The sequence below is a fragment of the Tardiphaga sp. OK245 genome, assembly GCF_900108575.1.
Taxonomy (GTDB): Bacteria; Pseudomonadota; Alphaproteobacteria; order Rhizobiales; family Xanthobacteraceae; genus Tardiphaga; species Tardiphaga robiniae.
The window spans coordinates 1,013,706-1,038,983 of sequence record NZ_FNWZ01000001.1; the positions used below are offsets into that span (position 1 = coordinate 1,013,706).

General features: G+C 62.4%; 21 protein-coding genes and 1 tRNA gene. 2 read left to right on the plus strand and 20 right to left on the minus strand.

Annotated elements, in window-relative coordinates:
• The first annotated feature begins 206 nt into the window (after nt 1-206).
• A tRNA-Gln gene (locus tag BLW80_RS04660) sits at nt 207-281 on the plus strand.
• Nucleotides 282-627: 346 nt separating this feature from the next.
• Here the strand turns inward: BLW80_RS04660 and BLW80_RS04665 are convergent.
• The 17 genes from BLW80_RS04665 to BLW80_RS04740 form a co-directional block, all read right to left on the minus strand.
• Nucleotides 628-1,458, minus strand: coding sequence for an acetyl-CoA acetyltransferase (locus BLW80_RS04665; protein ID WP_210185297.1), 831 nt, complete (start codon nt 1,456-1,458; stop codon nt 628-630).
• Nucleotides 1,452-1,775 carry a thiolase family protein gene (locus BLW80_RS30575; protein WP_210185298.1) on the minus strand — a complete coding sequence of 108 codons (324 nt, stop codon included), beginning with the start codon at nt 1,773-1,775 and terminating at the stop codon, nt 1,452-1,454. Before BLW80_RS30575 ends, BLW80_RS04665 begins: the two co-directional genes overlap by 7 nt.
• Entirely contained in the window at nt 1,772-2,194 is a 423-nt protein-coding gene (locus BLW80_RS04670; protein ID WP_093756994.1) for a Zn-ribbon domain-containing OB-fold protein, read from the minus strand. Before BLW80_RS04670 ends, BLW80_RS30575 begins: the two co-directional genes overlap by 4 nt.
• Entirely contained in the window at nt 2,191-3,843 is a 1,653-nt protein-coding gene (locus tag BLW80_RS04675) for a long-chain-fatty-acid--CoA ligase (protein ID WP_093756995.1), read from the minus strand. The genes BLW80_RS04670 and BLW80_RS04675 overlap by 4 nt, the downstream gene beginning before the upstream one ends.
• Before the next feature lie 35 nt (nt 3,844-3,878).
• The gene (locus tag BLW80_RS04680) at nt 3,879-4,244 is read right to left on the minus strand and encodes a nuclear transport factor 2 family protein (protein ID WP_139285777.1); all 366 of its coding nucleotides are present in this window, start codon (nt 4,242-4,244) and stop codon (nt 3,879-3,881) included.
• 23 nt (nt 4,245-4,267) lie between these two features.
• Nucleotides 4,268-5,581 carry an aminotransferase class III-fold pyridoxal phosphate-dependent enzyme gene (locus BLW80_RS04685; RefSeq protein ID WP_093756997.1) on the minus strand — a complete coding sequence of 438 codons (1,314 nt, stop codon included), beginning with the start codon at nt 5,579-5,581 and terminating at the stop codon, nt 4,268-4,270.
• Nucleotides 5,582-5,612: 31 nt separating this feature from the next.
• A complete protein-coding gene (locus BLW80_RS04690) occupies nt 5,613-7,184 on the minus strand; it encodes a hydantoinase B/oxoprolinase family protein (RefSeq protein WP_170849572.1) in 1,572 nt (523 codons plus the stop codon).
• A complete protein-coding gene (locus BLW80_RS04695; RefSeq protein WP_244527951.1) occupies nt 7,181-9,181 on the minus strand; it encodes a hydantoinase/oxoprolinase family protein in 2,001 nt (666 codons plus the stop codon). Before BLW80_RS04695 ends, BLW80_RS04690 begins: the two co-directional genes overlap by 4 nt.
• 74 nt (nt 9,182-9,255) lie before the next feature.
• Nucleotides 9,256-10,863, minus strand: coding sequence for an ABC transporter substrate-binding protein (locus BLW80_RS04700; RefSeq protein WP_093757346.1), 1,608 nt, complete (start codon nt 10,861-10,863; stop codon nt 9,256-9,258).
• Nucleotides 10,864-11,209: 346 nt separating this feature from the next.
• Entirely contained in the window at nt 11,210-12,685 is a 1,476-nt protein-coding gene (gene pdxR / locus BLW80_RS04705; protein WP_244527953.1) for a MocR-like pyridoxine biosynthesis transcription factor PdxR, read from the minus strand.
• Between the two features lie 302 nt (nt 12,686-12,987).
• Complete coding sequence (locus BLW80_RS04710) at nt 12,988-13,689, minus strand: ABC transporter ATP-binding protein (RefSeq protein WP_093757001.1); 702 nt, start codon at nt 13,687-13,689, stop codon at nt 12,988-12,990.
• Nucleotides 13,682-14,416 (minus strand): ABC transporter ATP-binding protein, encoded by a 735-nt coding sequence (locus BLW80_RS04715; protein WP_093757002.1) that lies wholly within the window; start codon nt 14,414-14,416, stop codon nt 13,682-13,684. Before BLW80_RS04715 ends, BLW80_RS04710 begins: the two co-directional genes overlap by 8 nt.
• A 2-nt stretch (nt 14,417-14,418) precedes the next feature.
• A complete protein-coding gene (locus tag BLW80_RS04720) occupies nt 14,419-15,441 on the minus strand; it encodes a branched-chain amino acid ABC transporter permease (RefSeq protein ID WP_244528005.1) in 1,023 nt (340 codons plus the stop codon).
• Nucleotides 15,442-15,521: 80 nt separating this feature from the next.
• Entirely contained in the window at nt 15,522-16,742 is a 1,221-nt protein-coding gene (locus BLW80_RS04725; RefSeq protein WP_093757004.1) for a substrate-binding protein, read from the minus strand.
• Nucleotides 16,743-16,746: 4 nt separating this feature from the next.
• A complete protein-coding gene (locus tag BLW80_RS04730; RefSeq protein WP_092149600.1) occupies nt 16,747-17,604 on the minus strand; it encodes a branched-chain amino acid ABC transporter permease in 858 nt (285 codons plus the stop codon).
• Nucleotides 17,605-17,639: 35 nt separating this feature from the next.
• A complete protein-coding gene (locus BLW80_RS04735; protein ID WP_093757005.1) occupies nt 17,640-19,154 on the minus strand; it encodes an amidase in 1,515 nt (504 codons plus the stop codon).
• A 169-nt stretch (nt 19,155-19,323) separates the two neighbouring features.
• A complete protein-coding gene (locus BLW80_RS04740; protein WP_093757006.1) occupies nt 19,324-20,505 on the minus strand; it encodes a substrate-binding domain-containing protein in 1,182 nt (393 codons plus the stop codon).
• A gap of 173 nt (nt 20,506-20,678) precedes the next feature.
• Here BLW80_RS04740 and BLW80_RS04745 point away from each other — a divergent pair, with 173 nt between their 5' ends.
• The gene (locus BLW80_RS04745; protein ID WP_170849573.1) at nt 20,679-21,116 is read left to right on the plus strand and encodes a MarR family winged helix-turn-helix transcriptional regulator; all 438 of its coding nucleotides are present in this window, start codon (nt 20,679-20,681) and stop codon (nt 21,114-21,116) included.
• 22 nt (nt 21,117-21,138) lie between these two features.
• Here the strand turns inward: BLW80_RS04745 and BLW80_RS04750 are convergent, their stop codons facing one another.
• The 3 genes from BLW80_RS04750 to BLW80_RS04760 all read right to left on the minus strand — a co-directional run bounded on the left by BLW80_RS04750 (nt 21,139) and on the right by BLW80_RS04760 (nt 25,274).
• Entirely contained in the window at nt 21,139-21,525 is a 387-nt protein-coding gene (locus BLW80_RS04750; protein WP_093757008.1) for a RidA family protein, read from the minus strand.
• 18 nt (nt 21,526-21,543) lie between these two features.
• Nucleotides 21,544-23,904: an acetamidase/formamidase family protein gene (locus tag BLW80_RS04755; RefSeq protein ID WP_093757009.1), complete on the minus strand. Its 2,361-nt coding sequence runs from the start codon at nt 23,902-23,904 to the stop codon at nt 21,544-21,546.
• Nucleotides 23,905-24,032: 128 nt separating this feature from the next.
• Entirely contained in the window at nt 24,033-25,274 is a 1,242-nt protein-coding gene (locus tag BLW80_RS04760) for an acetamidase/formamidase family protein (RefSeq protein ID WP_093757010.1), read from the minus strand.
• Nucleotides 25,275-25,278 lie beyond the last annotated feature (4 nt).

The following is a 25,278-nucleotide window of genomic DNA, read 5'->3' on the forward strand; positions in this document are numbered from 1 at the left end:
TATGCAACCGTGACAATCGGAAAATTCAGGGCGTCGGGGGCTCACGCGCACCGGCAGACGCCGACACCCGCAATTGCACAAAAGTCAGTCGCATCCGGAAGCGGGGAACACCGCTGGCAGGTGGTTGAAATTGCGGAGCTCTCTCTATAGACCGACGGAGCCAAAGCGATCCGCGGGCCCAGCCCGCCCTTTGTCGCATTGGCCTTTGGGGCGTCGCCAAGTGGTAAGGCAGGGGATTTTGATTCCCCCATGCGGAGGTTCGAATCCTCCCGCCCCAGCCAAATTCAACAATAAAATCAACTACCTAAGTTTTAGAACCATTCCATTCCAGAAAGTGGTCCCCTGCCCATTCCGGAAAACTGTTGTCAGAACGTTCTCGGATTGAGCCAAAAAAGAGCGCCCGCGAGGGCGCTTTTTCGTCAATTCCATAACGGCTAAACACGCGATGGCTCGGCCCGTTTGAACGCCTCGTGTACCTGTTTCGCCAGACGGCGACGCAAGCCGATGAAGGCTGTAATTTCGACTTCACGATCGATAGGAAGAACTAAGGGCACTATCGGCAACACCGCGTGTGGTCACACATGATCGCCCTTTATCCACAAGGTGTGGACATCAACAGATCCGTCATTACAGCGTGTTGGCGCTGCCAAGCACGGCCGTAAATTCATGCGAGAAGGTGCAGCCATTGCCATGAGCGATCGCGATCTCGGCATCCGCGATCTGCCGTGCGCCGGCATTGCCGCGCAATTGCTCCGTCGCTTCGATCAGCGTGAACAGCCCATACATGCCCGGATGCGCAAACGACAATCCACCGCCATTGGTATTGACCGGCAGAGCACCACCCGGCGCGATCCGACCGCCGGAGACAAACGCGCCGCCCTCGCCTTTCTTGCAGAATCTCATGTCTTCCAGGAACATGATGACATTGATGGTGAAGGCGTCGTAGAGCTGCAACACATCGACATCAGCCGTGGTGATGCCCGCCATCTCAAACGCGCGCGGCGCGCATTCGGCCGTCGGCGTCGTACAGAAATCCGGGATCTGCGAGACCTCGCGGCTCCAGCTCGCCCCGGCGCCGCCGAGGAAATAGACCGGCTTGTGCTTCAGCGCTTTCGCACGATCGGGACTGGTGACGATGACCGCCGCACCGCCATCGCTCATCAGACAGCAGTCCAGCCGCGAGAGCGGATCAGCCACCAGCGGCGATGCCAGCACGTCGTCGATGGTCAGCGGCGCCTTCATCGTTGCGTCAGGGTGCAGCTGTGCCCATTGCCGCGCGGCCACCGCAACTTCCGCCATCTGCGCGCGCGTGGTGCCGTATTCATACATGTGCCGCGCGGCGCACATCGCGTAGCCGGGCAGCGGCGACATCAGGCCGTAGACTTTCTCGAAGGTCGGCAGTTCGTGGATGCCGAAGGTGCCGGCCTGTTTGAGGTTGGAGCCATAGGCGATCAGCACCGTGGTGCAGAGCCCTGCCTCGTGGCCATGGTCGCCTGCAGGAGATGCGACAGGAAGGACGAGCCGCCGGTCATGTCGGAGCAAGCCCATTTCGGGCGGATGCCGAGATACTCACCCATCGAGAGCGTCGGGAACATGTGATATAGCGTGCCACCGCAGATGCCGTCGATGTCCTTCAACTGCAGACCCGCATCGGCGACCGCGCGCGCAGTGGCGCCCGCCATCAGATCCATCGAGGACAGACCGGGCGCACGGCCGAGGCCGTAGGTGCCGATACCGACGATGGCGCTCTTGCCACGCAACGAGGATGCGGTCATGGCGCGGCTCCCACGGGACGAAACAGCACGATGGGCTGCTCGCTATTGGCATAGGTGCCGAAATCCACCGGCGCGATCACGGCCCGCACGCGCATGCCGATATGAACCTCATCCGGCGCGCACGCGATGACGCGGCTAAGCATGCGAACGCCCTCGTCGAGCTCGACGACGCAGACGTTGGTGTCGCCGCCGTGCTTCGCGGGACGGCGCATGATGGTGGTCGAATAGACCGTGCCGAACCCGCTGATTTCGACGAATTCGAGATCGTCTGCGCCGCTGCGGGGCGCGATCAGGCGCGGATAGAACACATATTCGCCGGTCGAGCGCGAACGCTGGATCATCAGTCTGCCGGCGCGCAGATGGGCCCAGAACTGTCCTTCGGGACCAAGCTCGGCCGCTGGCGAGGTTGCTGTCGTCATGTCCACTCCGCTTCCTGCAGCGACCGCCAGCTGATCTTGTTGCTCTCTGAGCGCGGCAGGCTGTCGACCAGCACCACCGAGCGTGGCGTCTTGTAGTTGGCCATGGCCCCACGCGCCCAGCCGATGATGTCGTCTGCCGTTGTCGACGTTTTGGCCGCATCATGCAGGACCACCAGTGCCTTCACCGACTCGCCGCGGTAGCTGTCCGGCGTCGAGATGATACAGCACTCCTTGATGGCGGGATGGCCATACATGATGGACTCGACTTCCGCCGGCCACACCTTGAAACCACTGACATTGATCATCCGCTTCAGCCGATCGACAGCAAAGAAATAGCCGTCGCGATCGTGATATCCGAGATCGCCCGTGCGCAGGAAGCGCTTGCCACCCAGCGTGACGAATGCGGCCTCGTTCGCTTCGGGCTTGTTCCAGTAGTTCTGCAGCACCTGCGGGCCGTTGACCACGATCTCGCCGATTGCGTCAATGCCGAGCTCGGTCAGCGTGTCGGGATCGATGATCCGCGCGTCGGTCTGGTACACGGCGATGCCGAGGCACTGGCGCCTTGGCGCTTCCATCGGATTGATGTGGGTCGGCGACATGGTCTCGGTCATGCCGTAGCCCTCGACGAATTCGAGGTTGAAGCGGGTCTTCAGCCGCTCGGCCACCGCCTCCGGCATCGCCGCGCCGCCGCCGGTGATGACCTTGAGCTTTGCAAAACATTCTTCGCGGAATGTCGGGCTGGAGAGCACGTCGACGATCATAGTTGGCGCCGCGTTCCAGAACGTCACGCCATGGGCCTCGAACAGATCAGGGATCAGGTCCTTGTCCCAGCGCGCCATCAGCATCAGCGTCGCGCCGACCGAAATCGCCGCGTTCATCGAACCTTGCATGCCCGCGACATGAAAGAACGGTTGCAGGCCGGTCATTACGTCATCCCTGCCGAGCCGGTACCAGCGCGCCTGCAGAACCGCCGTGAACAGCACGCTCGAGTGCCGATGTATGCAGGCCTTCGGCTTGCCCGTGGTGCCGGATGTGTAAGGGAACAGGCAGAGATCGGCCGGCGTCGCGGTCATCGGCGACGGCGTCTCGTTGCGAGCGATCACATAGTCCCAGGCGCGCCAACCCGGCGCCGTGGGACACGATCCGTTTTGCGTCACGCAGGCTGGCAGCGTGTAAGACGATGTCTCGGGTACATAGTCGTGATAGTGCGCGACGATGATGCTGTTGATGGCGTTGCCAAGCAGCGGTGCAAAAACATCGACGAGATCGCTGCCGATGATCGCCACACCCGCGCCGCTGTCGGACGCGATATAGTCGAGTTCGGCGGTCTTGTTCATCGGGTTGATCGGCACGACCACCGCATCGGCCCGCATGGCCGCGTAATACGAGATCACATATTGCGGCGAATTCTGCAGCGCGACCATGACGCGGTCGCCGCGCTTCACGCCGCAGATGTTCTGCAGATAGCCGGCGAGCGCATCGACCTGCTGCAACAATTCCGCATAGGTGACAACACCGCCATAGAACAGTGTGGCCGGGTGATCCGGCCGTGCGGTCGCCGCCCGCACCAGCGCGTCGTAGAGGACGCCCTCGGGCAACGGCAGCGTGTGCGGCTCGCCGGGCGGCCAGAACGGAGAGACGTCACTCACGGCAAGCCTCCTGACAGGTACATTTCAGCAATTAATCAGGCGAAGAAGTGCCAGACCTTGGCTATGATCTGCCAGCGGCCATCGATCTTGATGAAGGAGAGTTCGTTGACGAAGCGCTTCGGCAGATACATGTCCTTGACGCGGGCATGGGCGGTGGTCGGCGATGCTACGGACACGCTCACGATCTCGTCCTCGCGCGGATCACCCCGCGACGCCGATGATGGCCGCGCGGCAACCATGCCCATATAGGTTTCGAGATCGAGATTGACGAGCGTGCCATCGGTTGCCGAGAATAGTCGCACCTGCGGATGCAACACCCGACGGAAGCCGGCGACATCGCCGTGATACAGCGCTTCGAAATAGCCGGCGATGACGGCGCGGATGTCCTGTTCGTCTTGCATCTTCACGTCTCTGTTGTCGTGTGTCAGTTGAGGCCGCCGGAACGCTCGTGTTCCTCATCGGCAAGTTCGAGCCCATGGTCGAGCGCTGCGAGCAGCCGCTCGGCATCCTGCTCGCTGATGATCAGCGGCGGCGCCAGGAACAGTGAGGTCTGCTCGCCGCTGGTGCCGATCACTGCGCCGGCTTCCATGGCCCGTGCGGCGACGCGTGAGGCGATCGGATTTTCCATGGTGTCGGCAGCCCATGAACGCCAGTCGGGCCCGTGTAGTTCGACGGTCCAGTGCAGGCCCTGGCCTGCAACGCGGCTGACGCTCGGATGGCGACGGGCGATTTCCAGCAGGCGCTTGGTGAAGAACACTTCCATGGCGCGCACGCGTGCCAGAATGTCCTCTTCCGTCACCACATTGAGATAGGCACTGATGGCGGCCATGCTGATCGGATGGCCACGCAGCGTGCCGTAGTTCTGCCAGCTCGATCCCTTGAGCTGCTCAACGATCTTCTTGGACACGATCACGGCCGCGACCGCCGCAGCGCCGCCGCCGAGCGACTTGCCCATGGTCACGATATCCGGACGGCTCTGCGCGCCCTGGAAAGCGAACCAGCGGCCGGAGCGGCCGGCGCCCGTGACGACTTCGTCGGCGATCCAGATCGAATTCGCCTTGGCGGCGTGATCAGCGACTTCGTCCTGATAGTCGCCGTCGTAGTAGTTGCCGCCTTGCGTGTAGTCGATGATGGTCGCCGCCGTATCCGCCAGAACGGCGCCGGCATCGGCGAGCACGTCCTTGACCGGCTGGTTGCTCAGCGGCGCGCCATAGATCGCCCCGTCAGGTGCGGGCAGGATCTTCACCGGCGCCATCGGGGCCGGCAGACGCGAACCGCCGGCCTGCACGGCAAGCCCACCATGCCAGTGCGGCTGCACGGTCATGCTGCGCGACAGACCGACGAGGCCATGATAGGCGCGCTCGCGCGTCGCCAATGCCGTCTTCTGCGACAGCGCCTGACACAGCGATAACGCCATGTCGTTGGCCTCGCTGCCGCTGATGCAGAAGCGTACCCCGCCGACCCAATCCTCTTCGCCCGCAAAGGCGGTGCCGATCAGATCATCGGCGGCTTTCTCGCGGCCGATCCAGGTCCAGCCTTCGTTGACGACCGGCGTATCCGCGGCTGCACGAATGGCTTCCACCATTTTCGGGTGGCGATGGCCGAGCCCGCCGCCGGTGTTGCTGCCGTCGATCAGACGACGCCCATCCTGCAGATGGAAATAGACGCCTTCGCCGCCAACCACGGTCAGGGGTGCGCTGTCGCCGGCATTGAGGCCCGTCCGCAAAAGTCTGCTCATCGATTATCCTTTTTGTCCTTGCGGAGGTGCATCACGCGCGGCCATAGCCGCCGCCGCCGCACATCTCGATGGTGATGACATCGTCCCGTTGCAGCACGAGGTTCGACTTGCCCTCGACATCGATCACCTCGTCGCCGCGCGTGAGCGTAAGGCGTGCGGTCTTGCCCGGTGCGCCGCCCTTCAGGCCGAACGGGGGAATAATCTTGCGCTCGACACAACTGGTCAGATGCATGCTGGGTGCGAGAATCCGGTAGCTGCGCACGACACCGTCACCGCCCGGATATGCGCCTGCCCCGCCGGAGCCCCAGCGGATCGCCTGCTGCTCGACGCGAATATTGTAGTTGGCCTCGATGGCCTCGGCCGGCGTGTTGGAGGTGTTCGTCAGGTGCACGCGGGTCGCCGCGCAGCCGGCCCGGTTGTACCGCGCGCCCTCGCCGCCAGCATGGACCTCGTACAGCATCTTCCAGGAGCCATCCTGCCGCGGCTCGGCGAAAGAGAGCATGCCGGACGTGGTGGCGCCGCCCGACGACAGCCGCTCCGGAATCACGTCCTGCATGGCCAGGAAGATCGCATCGACGATGCGCAGCGAGGTCTCGTGATTGCCTGCCGCCACCGGTGCGGTGAGACCGGGTTCGAAGATCGAACCCGGTCGGGTGATGATGGTGAGCGGACGCAACGCGCCGCCATTCTGCTGCATATCGCGCCCGCTCATGATACGCGCGCTATAGGCCACCGCAGATTTCGCGATAAAGGATGTAGTGTTACAGAAATTCGAGACTCGGTCGCAACTGCCGGACAGATCGAACGTCGCTTCGTCGCCCTTGATCGTGATCTTCACATGGATGCGCGCCGGCTCGTCGCCGGGGCCGCCGTCGTCGAGGAAATCCTCGCCCTCATAGACACCGTCAGGCAATGCCAGGATCGCTTCGCGCATCTCGGCTTCGGAGAGATCGTGCAGCCGCGACAGCGCCGCCACGAACATTGCCTTGCCGTGCTGTTTGCACAATTCGACGATGCGTTTTTCGCCGGCCAGCGTGCAGGCGATCTGGCCGAGCAAATCGCCCTCGCAGGATTCCGGATCGCGAACATTGACCTTGAGAAACTGGACGATGGCATCGCTGACGCCTGCTGCCGTGGCGATCCTGATCGGCGGAATCCGCAGTGCTTCCTGGAAGGTATCGATAGCCTTGGCGAGATAGCTGCCCGGCCATGTGCCACCGATGTCCGGCCAATGCGCCAGGCTGACGGCGAAAGCGACGATGTCGCCCTCGAAGAACACCGGGCGCACCACCTTGACGTCGTTGAGGTGATTTCCGCCGAGCGCGCCCAGATTGTAGATCAGCACGTCGCCTTCGCTCAGCGTCGCAGCCGTCACGACTTTCAGCAATTCGCGGATCGTATAGGCCATGGCGCCGAGATGCACGGGGATGTCACGGCCCTGCCCGACCAGTTCGCCCTGCGCGTCGGTGATCGCCGAGGATAGATCGCCGGCTTCGCGGAGCAGCGGTGAACGCGCCGAGCGTGTCATCACCAGACTCATCTCTTCCGCTGCGGCCGACAGGCCATGGCGGATCACTTCGACGGCAAACGGGTCGAGCTTCATGATGCCACCTTCGCGACATAGAGATTGCCGTTGCTGTCCGGCGTCGCCTGCCATTGCGGCGGCAGCACCACGGTGGACCAGGCATCTTCGATGATCGCAGGGCCAATAATGGTGTCGGTCATCGCGCTGCGATCGATCACATCGGTCATCACATCCAGTGCGCCATCGAACGAACAGCGGCGTTTGGGAGTCGCCATGGTGCGCAGCGCCGTCTTTGGACGGCTGACTTCGGTGGTCGAGGGCTGGCGGGCCTGCGCGCGCACGGATTCAATCACGCAGCTCTCGCTGGTCGCATAGCCGAACAACTCGCGATGCTTGACGAGAAAGTCTTGCCGCAATGTATCAACATCGAGTGGCATCGTGAAAGGTACGGGGATCGCATCGGCCTGCGCGGCATAGCGCATCAGCGCGACCAGTTCGATCTGGATGGAGTCGCGCGGGATCGCATTGGCAAGCAGAGGCACGAGGGTTTGCTCGACCAGCGCTTCGATACGCTGCGTGACTTTGGCCGGATCGATGCTATCCAGCGCAACGCGCAACGTCTGCTGCTGCAGGAAGCTGAAATCGGCAGTCAGACATCCCAGCGCGGAGAAGGCACTGGACGCAGCGGGCACCACGATCTCTGTAATCCCGTAGAGTTCGGCGAGACCCGCCGCATGCATCGGGCCACCACCGCCAAACGCCAGCAGCGTACAGTCGCGGCCATCGATGCCGCGTTCGACCGTCACGCGACGCAGTGCCCGCGCCATGGTGGCATTGGCGACGCGGATAATGCCGAGCGCGGTCTCAGTGAGACTGAGCCCGAGGCCCTGCGCGATCGGTTCGATGACACGGGCTGCGGCGTCGACATCGATGCCGATGCGGTCGCCGAGCTTGGTTTCGGGGTTAAGATAGCCGAGCAGCGCATTGGCATCGGTGATGGTTGGCTTGGTGCCGCCACGGCCATAGCAAGCTGGACCCGGCTCGGAGCCGGCACTTTCCGGCCCGACAGTGAGGCCGCCCGCGCCGGCACGTACGATGGAGCCGCCACCGGCGCCGATGGAATGCACCGCGAGCATCGGCTGACGCAGCGGGCGATCGCCAAGCATCTTGCCGTCGGCCATCTCGGCCTGGCCATCGACGATCAGACAGACATCGGTTGTTGTGCCGCCCATATCGAAAGTGAGCACGCGGGATTTCTTGAGCTGGCGCGCGATGCTGACCGAGGCCGCAACGCCGGCGGCCGGGCCGGACATCGCCATCACCAGCGGACGGCGCTTGACGGCCGAGATCGGGATCATGGCGCCGGCGGAGTGAAACACCTGCAGGCCCGGACCGATGGGCAGGCGCTCTTCAAGCTCGCTCAGATATTCCACCGCAATCGGCATCGCCGCTGCATTGAACGCCGTCGACGACGTGCGCTCATACTCGCGCGCTTCGGGATTGATCTCGTGCGACAGCGAGACATACGGCACGATGTCCTTCAACCGTTCGGCCAGCATCTGCTCATGGATGGGATTGGCATAGGCATGCAGCAGCGAGACGGCGACGCTTTCCACGCCGGTCTCCTTCAGCCAGGCGATCAGGCGCTCGATTTCTGCTTCGGCCAGTGGCTTCAGCACCTGACCCTCGTGATCGAGGCGCTCGTCGAGCGCGAAGCACAATTCACGCGGCACCAGCGCCTTGGCCTTTGGCGCGATATCCAGGCGATAGAGATCGCGGCGACGATAGCGCGCGATCTCAAGAACGTCCTCGAACCCCTTCGTCGCGATCAGCGCGATCTTCGGCAAGCGCTCCTCGACAATCGCATTGGTGATCCGGGTGGTGCCGTGAATGAAGCGCTTCACGTCGCTCTTGCGCAGACCAACAGCCTCGATGGCTTCGAGCATTGCCTGCACCGGCGCGTGGGGGCGCGACGGCACTTTGGCGATCCGCGTCTCTGACGTGTCGCGCCGGATGGCGATGATATCGGTGAAGGTGCCACCGATGTCGGTTCCGATTTCCCAGATATTCGTCACGCGCGTTGGTCCCGCTTTCATTCAGGGCCGGCGATGCAGCACAAGGGCTACATCGCCGGGTCGTTCGTCTTCGCTTACTTGCGGGCGAGATCGCGGAAGTCGACCTGGCGGTGAAACCAGTAGGTGTAGCCATCGAGTTGCGGGATCATCACGGCGTCCTGATTGGCCTGCCACAACAGCACCAGCGGCACTTCCTTGACGTATTCCGCGATCATCTGCTTGCCCATCTCGTCATACTTGGCCTGATCCTGCTCGAACCGAGCCTGATTGGCCAGTTTCACCACCAGCTCGTCATTCCAGGAGCTGTAATTCCAGCGCTGGTTACCGGTGAAGAAATTGCGGAAGAAGTAATCGGTGGTCGGCAGCCAGGCGGTGGAGCCTTCGGTGAAGAACGGCAACTTCTTCTCGGTGATCTGCGTCGACATCTGCGAGTCCGGAAGCTTCTGCACGTCGACCTCAATGTTGAGCTTCGCCAGCGCCTCCTTCAGCAGCGCCGCCATCGGCTCGGTGACCGCGGCGGAGCCGACATTGATGCTGAAAGTGGTCTTGAAGCCGTTTGGAAAGCCGGCGTCGGTCAGGAGCTGTTTGGCCTTGGCCATATCGGTCTTCGCCGGCATCGGCTGCGGGAAATCGCCATTCGGCGGCGACGTCCACGATGCACCGAACAGCGGAAAGCCACGTTTGAAGATTGCTGCGCTGAACATATCGTTATAGGGCAGCGCCATGGCGATGGCCTGACGGACCTTGAGATTGTCGAACGGCGCCATCTGCGTGTTGAAGGCAATCATGGTGAAGCCGTTGGTCTGCGGTGACGATTCCACCTTGACCTTGCCGCGCTGCTGCAGCGACGGTACGTCGCTGGCCTGCAGATCGGTGGCGATGTCGGCATCGCCCTTCTCGATCAGATTGGCACGCGTGGCGGGATCGCCGATGGTCTGTTCGATGACGCGCTTGAAGTAAGGAAGCTTGCCGTCACGGCCGCTCTTCCAGTTGTCGTTGCGCTTCAGGATCAACTGTTCACCCGGCTTGAACATCTCGACCGTGTAGGCGCCTGAGCCGGCGGTGTTGGTCTTCAGCCATTCCTGCGCCCAGGGATCCTCGGCTGTCGCATGCTGCTTCGCGAGCTTGCTGTTGAAGATCGGCGCCAGCGGCGTGGCGAGATTGGCCAGCGCCAGACGATCCGCCTTGGGCAGCGTCACCGTGACGGTGCGCTCATCGACGATGGCGAACTGTTCGGCCTTCGTCAGGGAGCCGGTGCCCATCTGTCCCGCGGCAATGGATTTGGCCGTGACGGCACGATCGAGCGACCATTTCACGTCTTCTGCGGTGACGGGCGTGCCATCGTGCCACTTGGTATCGCGCAGCTTGAAGGTGATCTTCAGCCCATCCGGGCTAACCTCATAACTCTCCGCCAATTCGCCGCGGATCTTGCTGCGGTCGAATACCCAGACGCCGTTTTCGTCGCGCTTGCGGTCGAAGGCCACAAGGCGGTCATAGATGCTGGTCGAGACACCGAACGCCTCGCGCGTCGCACCCGGCGTGGTCGGGTCCAGCGTCGGGATGTTGTTACCGGTCACCTGACGCAGGGTCTCGGCCCGCGTCTGCGCCTGTGCCGCCGCTGGCGTGAGCGCCATCAGCAGCACGCTGCCCGTCAATCTCAACAAACGCCCGCGATCAGCCATCATCTGCCACCGTCCCCTGTCGAACCTCGTTCTGCAAATCTTGGCGCGTCGCGCGCATCCGGATAGAGCCAGACTCACTGGAAACGACTAGGCCAGATTGCCGGACGCAGCGTAACGCGCGAGCGATGGGCCAAGGTGCTTGGTTACAGTGCAAATGCTGCACGCGAATGCAGCAACGATCTCATCGGCGCGCCGATCCATTCAGATGCAGGATGTGCGGCAGTTATCGCGCTATCGATGGTTCGACGAGATCGCGCCTGTGCGGCGGCAAGGGAGCTACCCGCCGAAGATTGCGCAACTCGCAGGCGCGCCCGCCATTGCTGGGAACCGCATATGGCGGGTCGGATTATTTTTTCGCTGCAGATGGCTCCACACCGAGAATCTGCGCCATTTTCGCGATCAGACGCGTCGCATCGGTGGGCTTGAGGCGACCATAACCCAATACGAGGCCGGCATAGATCGGCGTCTCTAGATGATTCTGCGATAGCGGCTGCACGTGGAGACCCCCTTGCTTCAACAGCCGTGCCGCCTCCACATCGCTCATCCGCGCCTTCAGGCGCTCGGTGAACAGAGCGACGAGATGAAGACCGGTTGCACAGGGAGCGACAGTGAGATCATCAGGCAAATACTGACGGATCGCATCCATCAGAGCCTTCTGCCGCTCCGCATAGACTTTTCGCATGCGGCGGAGATGGCGCAGCAGATGGCCCTCGCGCATGAATTCGGCGAGCGCGCGCTGGCCGATGCCGGAACTGTGCACGTCGATACGCGCGCGGCCCCTGGTGAAGATCTCGACGAAGCGCTCCGGCGCGACGATGTAGCCTAAGCGCAAGCTCGGCATCATGATCTTGGAGAAGGTGCCGAGATAGATCACGCGCTGCTCGCGGTCGAGCGACTTCAGCGACGCGATCATACTGTCCTGATGCCGGAACTCGGAATTGTAGTCGTCCTCGACAATCCAGACGTCGTTGCGATTGGCCCAGTTGAGCAATTCCAGCCGCCGCTCCAGCCCCATGCTGACGCCGAGCGGATATTGATGCGACGGCGTCACCACGATCAGCTTCGCATTCGGCGCGCGGCGAATGCCCTCGGTGACGCACAGCCCCTTGTCGTCCACCGGTATCGGCACCAATTTACCGCCTGCCGCCGTCAGCGACCACTGCGCCTCCACGAAGCCCGGTTCCTCCACCCAGACTTCGTCGCCATGATCGAGGATCATGCGGCTGCACAGGTCGAGCGCGCTGGAAGTACCCGAGGTCACGACGATCTGCTCAGGCGTGCAGACGAGACCGCGTACCGCGCCGAGGAAATCCGCGATCTCGCGCCGAAGCTCGGGAAGCCCGGCGGGGGACAAATCGAGGCATTCCTCCTTGTCGGGGTGCAGCGACGTCTGGCGCAGCAACCGAGCCCAGTCGCCAAACGGAAAGGTCGAGATATCGGGCGCACCGGGGCTGAAATCGGACGCCCAATTGGTCTCGTAGGTGAAGCCAATCAGCGACTGCCAGCGCTGAGAGATGGGACCGGCGATGCGAGACGTATCCGCAGACGCGCCCGCCGGCGATGCCGCGTTACGGCTGACTGCGGCGACCGAGACACCGCCGCGCGGCATCGATTCCAGATAGCCTTCGGCGTAGAGGATGTCCCAGGCACTCAGCACCACCATGCGCGAGCAACCGAGCTCGCGCGCAATCTCCCGCGAGCCGAGAAACTGGGTGCCCGCCGGCAGCGTCCCATGCAGAATCCCGTCGCGCATCTGCGCCGCGATTTGCTGGGGCAATGCCACTGACGAAGCCCGGTCGAGACGGATGCCCGCCAGCGACATCCGCCTCCTCTGGCCAGTGGAATTCTGCATGCGAAACGGGGCCCGGACAAACGATCAAGATGAATGCGACCGAACAAGTAGCAGCACGGAAGGCTGGACGTCCACATCGCACCGTACAGCCCAAATGGCGGAGCTTGCCAGGCGCCCTGCACACGGTTTGAGATCCGAGCCAAGACGCTTCCAGCGCGCTAAAATCCCGATCGCAGTACCGGCCCTCGCAATATGCGAGACGCCAAAAGCGGAAATTATTCACTCTGAAGCAAAGGCTGCAAAGAGGTAGGTGCCAACGACCTTGCTTGGCTCTAAGGCGCCAAATACTGCACCAGTCTCGGATCGTCGCGAATCTCGCCGGCCGAACCTGTCAGCGCAACCCGGCCGCGATCCAGCACGTAAGCGCGGCTCGCGACCCGAAGCGCGAGATCGAGATGCTGCTCGACGATGACGACGGCAATGTCCTTCGCCAGCAGGATCAGGCGCTCGGTAATTTCCTCGATGACACCGATCCAGACGCCCTCAGTCGGCTCATCCAGCAGCAAGATTTTCGGATCGGACAGCATGGCGCGCCCGATCGCCAGCATCTTGCGCTCACCGCCGGACAATGTGCCTGCAAACTGATCGAGCCGCTGGCCGAGCTTCGGAAAGATCTCCAGCACGCGGTTGACTGCCCCGCTGTCGCGATTGGTCAGCGCGCCGACGGCGAGATTGTCCCGCACCGACAGTTTCGCGAACACCGAATGTTCCTGCGGGACATAGCCGACGCCGCGGCGGATGCGCTGCTCGGTCGGCAGTTTGCCGACATCGCGGCCATCGAGGCTCACCGCACCGCCGAGCACCGGCAACTCACCGACAATAGCCTTCATCAGCGTGGTTTTGCCGGCGCCGTTGCGGCCGAGAATGGCGACGCCGCCGCGCCACGGCACGCTGAGCGTGACGCCGAATAGCACCTGGCTACGGCCGTAACCGGCATCCAGGGACTGGATATCGAGGAATTTATCGTCAGGCACGGCGGAGATAGACCTCCTGAACTTTGGGACACGACTGCACATGCTGCACCGAGCCGGTCTGCAGGATCTGGCCCTGATCCAGCACCGTGAGGCGGTCGCAGATATCGCGGATGAAATCGAGATCGTGCTCGACGATGACGAGCGAACAGCGCGCCTTGATCGGCTGCAGCAATTCGCCGGTGACGCGGCGTTCTTCCAGGCTCATGCCGCCGGTCGGCTCGTCGAGCAGCAGGAGCTTCGGCTCGGGCGCCAGCGCCATGGCGATCTCGAGCCATTGCTGCTGGCCGTGGGACAGAGCGGATGCCGGCTCGTGGGCGCGATCGACGAGACGAAACTGTTCGAGCATCGCCATGACTTTGTCATGCAGCACGCCGCGGGTGCGTGACAGCGCCAGATTGAGCAGTGATGTCTGTGCCTGCAGCGCCAGCAGGATGTTGTCATACAGCGTCAGGGCCGGCAGCACGCTGGTGATCTGGAACTTCAGGCTCATGCCGGCGCGGGCGCGCTCCGCTGGCGAGGCCTGCGTGATATCGTGGCCGCCGAAAGTGACGGTGCCCTGCGTCGGTGTCTCGGCGCCGGCGATACATTTCATCAGCGTGCTCTTGCCGGAACCATTGGGTCCAATCAGGCCGTGAAATTCATTGGCAGCGATGGTGAGATCGGCGCCGTTCAGCGCCGTGAGCTTGCCGAAGATCTTGATGAGTCCTTTTGCTTCCAGAAGCGCCATGACTATCGCTTTCCCGGACGGCCGAAGCTGCCGACGCGCTCGCGCTCTGACAACAACAGACTGACCAGTCCTGCGGGCCGGAACAAGATGACCAGCAGGAGCAATACGCCGAGGATGATCGGCCAGATGTCCTGATAGCTGTTCGACAGCCAGAAGCTGACGGCCTCGATGACAATGGTGCCGATCACAGCACCGATCAGCGTGCCGGAACCGCCGAACAACACATAGAGCACCACCTGGGTGGAAATCACGACGCCCAGCATGTTGGGCCAGACGAAGCCTTCATGAAACGCATAGAGACTGCCGGCGAGCCCGGCGATAGCCCCGCTCAGGGAGAAAATGATCGCCTTGAGGTGCTGCACCTTGTAGCCGAAGAAGGCGATGCGCTGCTCGTTCTCGCGCAGGCCGGCCAGAGCGAGGCCGAATTGCGAGCGCATCAGGAAACGACAGAGCAGATAGACCACGATCAGGAAACCGATCGCCATGTAGTAATAGGCAGGTCCCTCTGTGAGCTCATAGCTGCCGATTGTCATCGGCGGGATCGAGGGAATGCCGTTCTGGCCGCCAAGATAATACCACCCCCGCGCCAGACGATCGCAGGCATAGGAGCCGGTCAGCGTACCCAGTGCCACGAAGATGACGCTGGCGGGATGGCGACCAAGCAGCAGAAAGCCGCCGAGCAGCAGCGCAAAGGCAAAGCCGATCAGAAGGCCGGCGGGCAGCACGAGCAGGATGGACGTAATGCCGAGATCGCGCGCCAGCAGCGCCACGCCATACCCGGCAGAGCCGAAAAACACGGCCTGGCCGAAACTCATGATGCCGGCATAGCCCCAGACCAGATCGAACGACAGCGCGAACAGGCAGAGGATCAGCACGCGCGTGGCGTAGACGGTGAGATAGTCCTGCAGCACCAGCGGCAGCAGCAGGCCAATGACCAGCACCGTAATTTCGATCATCGGCAGCACGCGCCATTGGCGCGATGCGCTGATGCCTCGCGTCAGGGATACGGCAGAGAGTGGCGTCATCTCGGTCATCAGGTCGCCGGCATGAGAGAAAGAGAAGCGGGAGTGATATCGGCCACTCCCGCGAGGTTCAAACTATCGACTCAGCATTCCTTGGGATCGACGAGACCGGCGCTGCGCGCGACGACTTCATACTTTCCGCCCTTGGCCACTGCCGTGTACATCTTCATCTTGCAGTGCCGCTGACCGGGGACCATCTCGGCCGGACCGCCCGGGCCTTCGGCGATCTTGGCATGGTCGAGCGCCTTGGCAACGGCATCGCGATCGACACTGCCCGCTTCCTTGACGGCCGCCTCCCACAATTTCAGGCCGCGATAGGTGCCGGTCGCGGCGCTGCCAGCCGCGAACAGGAAGTTGCCCGGGAACTGTTTTTCGTAGGCCGCCTGGAGCTTGGCACTGAACGGATCTTCCGGCGTCAGCGCCTTGAAGTAATCGAGGCAGCTTGCGAGGCCCTCGATTTCGGCCGGCTGATTGATGCTCAGCGTGTTCTCATCGTAATAGACGCAGGCCAGCCGTCCACCATTCTTGAGGAAGCCTGCTTCGGAGAGCTGCTTGAAGAATGGCCCGACACCTGGCGGAATGACGGTGTTGAAGACGACATCGACCTTGTTCGAAATGATGCGGTTCACGGTCGACGAAAAATCGATCTGGTCGAGCGGGTAGTATTCCTCGAACACGACCTCGCCGCCATTGGCCTCGATCACCTTGCGGGCATAGACGTTCAGCGTATGCGGCCAGACATAATTGGCACTGGGCAGCGCAAACTTCTTGCCGCCATTCTTGATCAGCCATGGGATGAATTCATCACATTGCTGCGCCGGGGTCGGTCCGGTGCAGAACAGATAGGGCGTGCATTCCTTGCCTTCATAGAGCTGCGGATAGATGTAGAGCGTCTTGCCACGGGAGACGATGACGTCCTTGATGGCGTTGCGCATCGACGAGGTAATGCCACCGATGACCAGATCGACCTTTTCGCGCTGGATCAGCTTACGGACATTGCCGACCGCGACGGATTCATTGGATGCGGTGTCCTCGATATAAAGTTCCAGCGGCCGGCCAAGCAGACCGCCGGCATCGTTGATGTCCTTGATCACCATCCTGGCCACATTGGCGTCAGCATTGCCGGCATAGCCCATCGGCCCGGTCAGATCGGTACCGACACCGACCTTGATCGGTCCGGCAGCCGCGTTGGCCCAGCCTGCGGGGATGACCCAGCTGCCGACGCCGGTGGCGACGGCCGTACCGAACAGCGCCGCATTGCCGAGAAAGCGGCGACGGCTGAGAGTGTTGGCGTCTTGAGACATTGGACTAAACCCCTTTTCCTGCAACGAGGCCCTGCGGCCGGAATTTGATGAAGATGATGGCGAGCACGAATACGGCGACATCGGCGATAACGGGCGAGATGACCCAAGGCAGCGCCGCACTCAGCGTGCCGATCAGGCCTGCGCCAGCCACCGGACCTGCAAAAGAGCCGATGCCGCCGACCATGACGGCCACGAAGCCCTGAATCAGAAAGCGAATGCCGAGATCGGCGAACAGCGTGAACACCGGCACGATCAGCGCGCCGGCCAGACCTGCGAGCGCGGCGCCGAAGGCGAAGGTTGCGCCATAGATTGCGTTGGTCGAAATGCCGGAGGCCCGCGCCAGCGCCGGGTTCTCCAGCGAAGCGCGGATGCGCAGGCCGAACGCGGTGCGCGCCAGAAGCAGATAGCTCCCTGCCATCACCAGTGCGGTGATCACGATGATCACCAGACGCCAGGTTGAGAAATGCATGCCGCCGATGGCCACCGAGCCGCCGACCGGCTCCGGCACCGAGAGATACAGTCCGCCGATCAGGCCGCGCACGATCTCGCGAATGATCAGTCCGAGCGCATAGGTACCGAGCATGGCGACGATCGGCGCGGCATAGAAGCGCCGGACAATCAGCCGCTCCAGCACGAAGCCTAAAGCACCAACCACGAAGGGTGCAGCGATCATGCCCAGCCACACCGGCGCGCCGGCGGAATGGACGATATAGGTGACATAGGCCCCGAGCAGAACGAACTCGCCCTGCGCGAAATTGAAGATCCCCATCATGCTGGCGATGATCCCCAGCCCCAGCACGACCAGCACGACGATCGCCCCGAAACTGGCGATCTCGAAGACCGCCATGATCAGATTATCCATGCGTGATCACCGATCCTCGCTTCTGCATGGATGCCTCACATCGTCTTCCAATCGGCGGACTGCTCGAAGGCATGAGCCGCGCGATAGATGGTCATCTCGTCGAAATGCTTGCCGACCAGCATCAGCCCGACCGGCAGACCATCGACCATGCCGCAGGGGATCGACATCGCCGGATGATGCGAGATATCGAACGGCGAGGTGTTGGAGATCATTTCGAAGGCGCGGCCGACGACTTCTTCACGCGGCGCGCCGGGCGCCGGCAGCGGTGTCGCCTTCATCGGCGTGGTCGGCATCAGCAACAGATCATAGCTCGCCAGCGCCTTGTCATAGGCAGCCGTGACGCGACGCGAGATATTCAGCGCCTTGCCGTAAAAACGAGGGCCGAAATTATTGTTGATATAGGTGCCGAACAGCAGCAGCAGCTTGGTGGTTTCGGACAGCGAGTCCGCCTGCCCGCGCCAGCCACGATGGGCGTCCATCAGCGACGTCGAATAGAGATCCGACCGGCTGAGGCCATAGCCGTCGCCCACCATCATGGTCTGCGTCATGCCTTCGGTGCCGATCGGAGTCCACACCGCCGCCGCGGTGAGATGCATCGGGATCGAGATCGTCTCCACTGTCGCGCCGAGATCGGCGAAGCGCTTGGCGGCTTCGCGAACGCTGCGATTGACCGCGTCTTCGGCGCCGAGCTGCTCGAAACCTTCCTTGACGATGGCGATCTTCATGCCCTTGACGCCGGTGCCGAGCGCCTTGGTGTATTCCGGCACTTCCGGCGACTTGATCCGCGGATCATAACCGTCATCGCCGGCAAGCACTTCCAGCAGCAGCGCATTGTCAGCGACACTGGATGTCATCGGGCCAGTGTGATCGACGAATATCTCGATCGGCATGATGCCCGTATAAGGCACCAGACCCCAGGTCGGCTTCATGCCATAGGTGCCCGAGAAGGACGACGGCATGCGGATCGAACCGCCCTGGTCACCGCCAATCGCCATGTCGACTTCGCCGAGCGCGACAACGACCGCACTGCCGGACGACGACCCGCCGGCGGAATAGCCCATCTTGTGCGGGTTATGCACGTTGCCCGTCGAATTGGTGTGGCTGCCGCCGGACATGCAGAAGGATTCGCAATGCACCTTGCCCATGATCTCGGCGCCGGCGTCCAGCATGCGCGTGACGATGGTGGCGTCGAAATCCGGCACATAGCCTTCCAGCGTGGAGGAGCCGTTCATCATCGGCACGCCGGCCAGCATGATGTTGTCCTTCAGCGCGACGGTCTTGCCTTTGAGCTTGCCGCCGGGCGCGCCCTTCACCACCGACTTGCGATACCAGGCGTTGCGCGTGTTCTCTTCCGGCGCGGGCCGATAGCCAGGCGTACGCGGATATTTCACTTCCGGTACTTCGTCGGGCATCGCCGCCACGACGTTGTAGGCATCGACGGATCCCTGCATCAGCGCTCGGAACGAGGTGACGTCCTCATCGGACAGCGCGAGGCCGCACTGATCGGCGACGGCGAGGAGTTGATCGGGAGTGGGAAGTGAAACGGCCACGATGATTTCTCCTGATATCCACGATGCAACCGGCACGGCATTTCTTCGGGATGCCCACGCCGTCAAGGCGACGACGGTGTCGCCTTTCGCGCATCATTAGAAAGAGAAATACTTTCCTTTTCAAGTATTATTTTTCGGGATCGTCCCGATCGGATCGTCTGCGACTGACCTAGAATGTCCGGATGAGCCTGAAATCCAGACCGTCTGCTTCGGCAAGATAGATCGGCATTTTCGCCCGCCCGCCGCGCATGCTGACCTCACCGCGGGCGCCATGATAGGCCACACTGGACGCCGCGTTCAGCATCGGCCGGACGTCGAATGAGCCCGCCTTGGTCGCCACGGATTCGAGAAACCGAAGCCCCTCGTAGTTCGACTGCGCGACCGATCCCGGCACAGGCGCACAGCGTCCAAACGATGCTTCATATTGCGCGCGGAATGCATCATTCGCCGCCGATGCACGGTCGACGAAATAGCCCGATGCACAATAGAGCCCCTCGGAACTATCCGCGCCCATGCCGAGCAGCAGCGTTTCATCCATGGCCCCCGCCAGTCGGAGAACCTTCGACGAGAGACCATGTTCGGCGAAGGCGCGGTTAAACACGATGCTGTCGGTACCGATCAGCGAGATGACCACGACATCCGGCTTGGCGGCCCGGATGCGGGCGATCTGGGCATCGTGATTCTGCTCGCCAAGCGCAACGAATTCCTCACCGACCACGCGCCCTCCGGCGCCGGCGATATATGTCTTGGTGGCCTTGTGGGCCAGCCACGGCCAGACGTAATCGCTGCCGATCAGATACCAGCGCTTCGCCTTCTTTTCATTCGCCAGCCATTCGATGGCCGGGCGGGACTGATCGCGCGGCGTCTCACCGATCGCCATCACGCCGGGCGTGCGTTCTCCGCCCTCATAGACAGGCGTGTAGATATAGGGCACGCGCCCGGCGATAACCTTGCGCAACGCGACGCGGACCGCGCTGATATGAGAGCCCATGATGACATCGGCATCACCAGCCGCGATCATGTCGGCTGCCGTGCGGACAACGCCATCGATATCGCCGCCGGCGTCATGAAACACCGGCTCGATCTCGCGCCCGAGAATGCCGCCGCGCCGATTGATCTCCGATGCCGCGAGCATCATGCTATTGGTGCCCGCCAGGCCCCAGATCCCGGCCGGGCCGGACAGCCCGATAAAATTGACGACGCGCAGCTTTTCGCGATTGCGACGCCGCGGAAACAAATCGGGACGTGCAATAGCGGCACGACCTCCCCCGCTGTCCTGAAAGCCCTTCAGCAACCATGGCGCCGGCATCGGCAGCGCACCGGTCGTTGCAATCTGCAGTGACGAGAGCATGTCGCTCTCCTTTCGACGTTGTCAGCGGCGGTGCGGCGTCAATTTATCGGCAGTAAAATCGTGCGAAAGAAAATATCGTAGAGGAAAATATTGAACATTCAACGATTCCCGTGCATATGGATCAGGCAAAGTCGCTTAATATTCATCACCCCTTCCAGCAAAGTTTCCCAACCGTGGCCAGAACGCCGAGCACGCCCATCACCGAACACCTCGCTTATCTGCTGGCGCAGGCGAACCGGGAAATTAATCGCCAGCTCGATGCGCGCTTCAAGAAGGAAGGCGTGCCGGTCGAACAGTGGCGCATTCTGAAAGTGCTGTCCGACGGCAAGGGCCACTCCATGGGCGACCTCGCCGATACGGTTCTGCTGAATCATCCGACCCTGACCAAGATGGTCGATCGCATGGTGTCTGATGCGCTGGTCTACCGGGTGCAGGACCCCGACGACCGCCGCAAGGTGGTGATGTTCATTTCCGACCGCGGCAAGACACTGACCCAGCGGTTGAACTCGCTGGCGCTGAGCCAGGAAGCCCATATCGCCGAGAACTATGGCAACAAGGCAACTGCCGACCTGAAGCGCCTGCTGGAAAGCCTGATCGAAAAGGCGAACTAGGCTTTCCATCTCTTCGCACCGACTATGTGGGCCGTCGACAAACCAGGTCGATTTCGATCAGAGCGTCATAAGCGAGGCCCGTGACGCCGACACAGGTCCGCGCCGGCAGGCGATTCGGCGGAAAATAGCTGCGATAGGTCTCGTTCATCGCTACGTAGTCGCGCTTGAACTCGGTGAGATAAATCCGCGTCATGGTGATGTGCTCGAAGCCGAGATCGAGCCCCGCGAGCACCACGCGCAGATTTTCCATCACCGCTTCGGTCTGTGCCACGATGCCATCGGGCAGCACGCCCGGCATTGCCGGCGTGTCCGGCATCTGCCCGGTGACGAACACGAAGCCGTCGGTCTCCACAGCATGGCTGAACGGCGCGACCGGCTTCGGCCCGCCGGAGATCATGTGGAATTGCAACAGCGCGTCTCCTGGACCTTATGATTTTGACGTGTGATCGAACACCCGCTTGCTCAGAATGGCATGGACGCCCCAATTGCCATCGACGACCTGCGTCACGCCGAAGTCGACCGCGACCGACATCAACGCGATCGCCTCATCCTCGGTGAGACCTTTGATGTTCATCAGGAAGCGCCGCATCTTGCGAAAGGCGTCCTTCATTGCAAGATCGAGCGACGAGGTCGCATAGACCTCGCTCTGCCCCTTGGCGCCGAATTCAGCGAGATAGTTCGGATGGCTGAAGCCCATCAGCACCCAGTCACTCTCGGTCTCGATCAGCGGATAAGTGAGATCGGCGAACGCCTGGCCGGCAAGATTGCCCTTCTTGTGCAAGACCACCTGGAACGTTCCGGTCATCGAACATTCGATCGCCGTGCCGCCAAGCTCGCCGTCGCCCTGCGCGGCATGGGGATCGCCAACCGACAGCAATGCGCCAGGCACAGAGACCGGTAGATAGACCGTCGATCCCTTGCCGAGCCGCCAATTGTCGAGATTACCGCCAAAATAGGCTGGCGGCACTGAATCGACGAGATCGGCCTCTCGCGGCGCCACGGCAATGACACCGAAATGCGGGCGCAGTGGAATGCGAATGCCGTCGAGCACGTCATGCCGACGCCGTACAGAGGCCGGCGTAATCGGAATGCCCGGATAGTCGTAGGTGTTGTGCACGATGCCGAACGGATCGGTCTGCGGCTCCCAGCGATACGAATAGAGCGCGCGCGCATATGGCACGTCGTCGTGATCGAGAATTTCGTAGATCGTCACCGCCTCACGCGCATTCTGCTCGGCGAGAAATTCCTTGTAGTGATAGCCCCACCATGCCGCGACGCTGCTGCCAAAAACCTGACCGTCGAAATCCGGATTTCGACTGGCGCGCGGCACGATGTCGAGGATGCGGATTTCCAGCACATCGCCGGGCTGCGCGTCCCTGATCGCCACCGGCCCCGTGCAAATGTGGACGCCAAAGCCCTCACCGGCACCGCGGCCATAGATCGAGGCGTCCATCGGACCGGCACCGCGGCGATCGACATTCTTCTGATCGCGCGTCCAGCGGAACACGCTCTCAGCGCCGATATCGCCCTTGATCATCCGCTCGGGATCGTCGGATGCGTGCTGCGTCAGTGTTTCGATGGTGATCGTGTCGCCGGAATTGATCTCGATCTGCGGCGGCAACGAGCGGCTGAAATAGCCCCAGTGCACGCGAGATGCATCGGCGGCAAGATGATGGTGCCGGAGATTCTTCGAAGCATCCGCGATGCCGTGCGTGATCGTCGCGGCCGGCGCCGGCTGCGCAATCTTCCCCGTAGTTGACGGCGCGTGCTGGCTGCGCAACTGCGCCAGCGCTTCCTGCGGCCAGCCGCGTTGTCCCGCCGCCGTCGCCGATGCCGTCAGGCGCTCGGCTTCATTCTGGCGGAATTCGCGCGGCGACAGGCCGAAGCGGTGACGGAACGTGCGGCTGAAATGCGCGGAGTCATTGAAGCCGGCACGAAAGGCAATCTCGGAAATCGAGTGATGCGCCTCGGACGGATTCGACAGATCGGCCCAGGTGCGCTGCAGCCGGCGCTCGCGGAGATAATGTGTAAAACTGCTGCCGGTGCCTTCGAACAGTTTCTGCAGATAACGTTCGGAGATGCCCTCAGCCTGCGCCACCCTGGCCGGCGTCAGATCCGCATCGTCGAGGCGTCGTTCGATGGTCTGGCACAGCCGATGCAAGGTCGCAGCCTTGGTCGCCGTGCCGCTGTTGAGATCAGCCGTCGGCTCGGCCAGTTGACGTGTAAAGGTCGGTAACAGATCGGCAAGACTTTGTGCGATCGCCGACCATTCGGCATCGGACAATGTTTCGAGGTTGCGGGCCGCCTGTTCCATCATACGCGCGAACACGTCGCCGAAGCCGCCGGGGCCTACGATCTGGACATCGGCGATGGCGGGTGCACTGGCGCGGCGGCTGTGCAGCGGATCCGACGTCACCGAGAGCACCACCGCGCGCATGTCGCGCTGGAATGCGACGCTCCAGTCCCCTTTGCGGGGCAGCAGCAGCAGATGCCCGACGGCGACGATCTGATGCCCCGCGGCGGTCTTCAGCGCGACGCCATCCTCAAGCGGCAGCAGCACCAGCGGATGGTCGCTGGCGAGATCCGACAGCGGCGAGATTGCCTGTGCGCCGGCAGACAGTTTGGCCAGAGCAACACCTTCGAAGGTGCGACGAACTGCGGTGGCATGCCCGTGATGCGTGGTCGTCGCAGCCGTCGGCTGCAGGCCAATCGAACTCAGGACGTCGCGCCATGCTTCGGGGCGGTCGTCTTCAGAGTAGGATTCACTGGTGAACGGACGGAGGCTCATGCATCGACCTTCATAGCCGAAGCGAAGCAACCTCCGTGCCATCCCGAAGGACGCAGCGCCCTGCCCTGCAACTTCCCCGATCACCGCGCCATCGTCCTCATAGCCGAATTCAGTGCAATTTCATCCGCTTAGTCGCAGCGGAAGACGTTCTTGCGGATTGTGCCGTGGACGCCCCAATTGGCATCGACCACCTGCGTCACCCCGAAATCCGCACCGACCGACATCAGCGAGATCGCCTCGTCTTCACTCATCTTGTGCACCGTCATCAGGAAACGCCTGAGCTTGCGGAACGCATCGCGCATGGCCCGATCGAGGCTGGAATGATTGGCGACGTCGAGCTGCGCATTGGCGCCGAGTTCGGCGAGATAGTTCGGGAAGGTGAAGCCGTAGACCGACCAGGCATCGGCGGTTTCCAGCATCGGATGCGTCAGGCCTTCGAGGGGCGTACCGCCGAGGTCGCGATGCTTGTGCAGGATGAACTCGAAATCGCCGGTCAGCGACGTCTCGATCGCCGTGCCGCCGAGCTCGCTGTCGCCCTGCGCGGCATGGGGATCGCCGACCGAGAAGAACGCGCCGGGCACCGCCACGGGATAGAACATCTTGGCGCCCTTGCCGACGCGCCAGTCGTCGATATTGCCGCCTGTGTAACTCGGCGGGATCGACGACACGAAATCCTCCTCGGATGGCGCGAGGCCCATGGTACCGAAATGCAGCCGTGCCGGCACCCTGACATTGGGCAGAATGTTTTCGCGTTTCCTGATGGTCGCGTGATCGACGCGTACGCCGGGATAATCGATGGTCGGATGCAGGATGCCATCGGGATCAATCTGCGGCGTCCAGACATAATTATAGACCGCCCTGGCGAAGGGTTCGCCCGATGTATCGAGCTCGAAGATCGTCACGACCTCGCGCGGCTTCGGCTCCTCGATCAGGTCGTGATAGTGGAAGCCCCAATTCGCGGCGACGTTGGAGCCGAAACACTTGCCGGCATAACAGGCCTTGCAGGCCGGCCGCGGGCGCACGTCGAGAATACGCACTTCCAGCACATCGCCCGGCTCTGCGCCTTCGATCGCCACCGGCCCGGTGAGCAGATGCACGCCGACGCCTTCGCCTGAGCCGCGAATGAACGGACCTTCCGTCGGGCCGGAGCCGCGGCGGACGACGGCCTTGTGCTCGCGGGTCCATTTGAACACGCTTTCGGCGCCGGGATCGCCTTCGATCATGCGCTCGTAATCGTCATTGGCATGATGCGTCAGCGTTTCGATGGTGGCACGGTCGCCCGACTTCAGCGTCAGCGCGGGTGCCACGATCTTGCTGAAATAGCCCCAGTGAACGGTCTTCGGCGACACCGGAAGAAGATGATGCTTCATGCTG

Excerpts from the sequence above, each read along its gene's own strand:
- BLW80_RS04730 (WP_092149600.1), bottom strand. The coding sequence starts at position 17,604 with ATGGATAATCTGATCATGGCGGTCTTCGAGATCGCCAGTTTCGGGGCG.
- BLW80_RS04715 (WP_093757002.1), bottom strand. The coding sequence starts at position 14,416 with ATGGCGCTTCTGGAAGCAAAAGGACTCATCAAGATCTTCGGCAAGCTC.
- BLW80_RS04740 (WP_093757006.1), bottom strand. The coding sequence starts at position 20,505 with ATGCTCTCGTCACTGCAGATTGCAACGACCGGTGCGCTGCCGATGCCG.
- BLW80_RS04700 (WP_093757346.1), bottom strand. The coding sequence starts at position 10,863 with ATGGCTGATCGCGGGCGTTTGTTGAGATTGACGGGCAGCGTGCTGCTG.
- BLW80_RS04755 (WP_093757009.1), bottom strand. The coding sequence starts at position 23,904 with ATGAGCCTCCGTCCGTTCACCAGTGAATCCTACTCTGAAGACGACCGC.
- pdxR (WP_244527953.1), bottom strand. The coding sequence starts at position 12,685 with ATGTCGCTGGCGGGCATCCGTCTCGACCGGGCTTCGTCAGTGGCATTG.
- BLW80_RS04670 (WP_093756994.1), bottom strand. The coding sequence starts at position 2,194 with ATGACGACAGCAACCTCGCCAGCGGCCGAGCTTGGTCCCGAAGGACAG.
- BLW80_RS30575 (WP_210185298.1), bottom strand. The coding sequence starts at position 1,775 with ATGACCGCATCCTCGTTGCGTGGCAAGAGCGCCATCGTCGGTATCGGC.
- BLW80_RS04725 (WP_093757004.1), bottom strand. The coding sequence starts at position 16,742 with ATGTCTCAAGACGCCAACACTCTCAGCCGTCGCCGCTTTCTCGGCAAT.
- BLW80_RS04760 (WP_093757010.1), bottom strand. The coding sequence starts at position 25,274 with ATGAAGCATCATCTTCTTCCGGTGTCGCCGAAGACCGTTCACTGGGGC.
- BLW80_RS04680 (WP_139285777.1), bottom strand. The coding sequence starts at position 4,244 with ATGCAAGACGAACAGGACATCCGCGCCGTCATCGCCGGCTATTTCGAA.
- BLW80_RS04690 (WP_170849572.1), bottom strand. The coding sequence starts at position 7,184 with ATGAAGCTCGACCCGTTTGCCGTCGAAGTGATCCGCCATGGCCTGTCG.
- BLW80_RS04720 (WP_244528005.1), bottom strand. The coding sequence starts at position 15,441 with ATGACGCCACTCTCTGCCGTATCCCTGACGCGAGGCATCAGCGCATCG.
- BLW80_RS04685 (WP_093756997.1), bottom strand. The coding sequence starts at position 5,581 with ATGAGCAGACTTTTGCGGACGGGCCTCAATGCCGGCGACAGCGCACCC.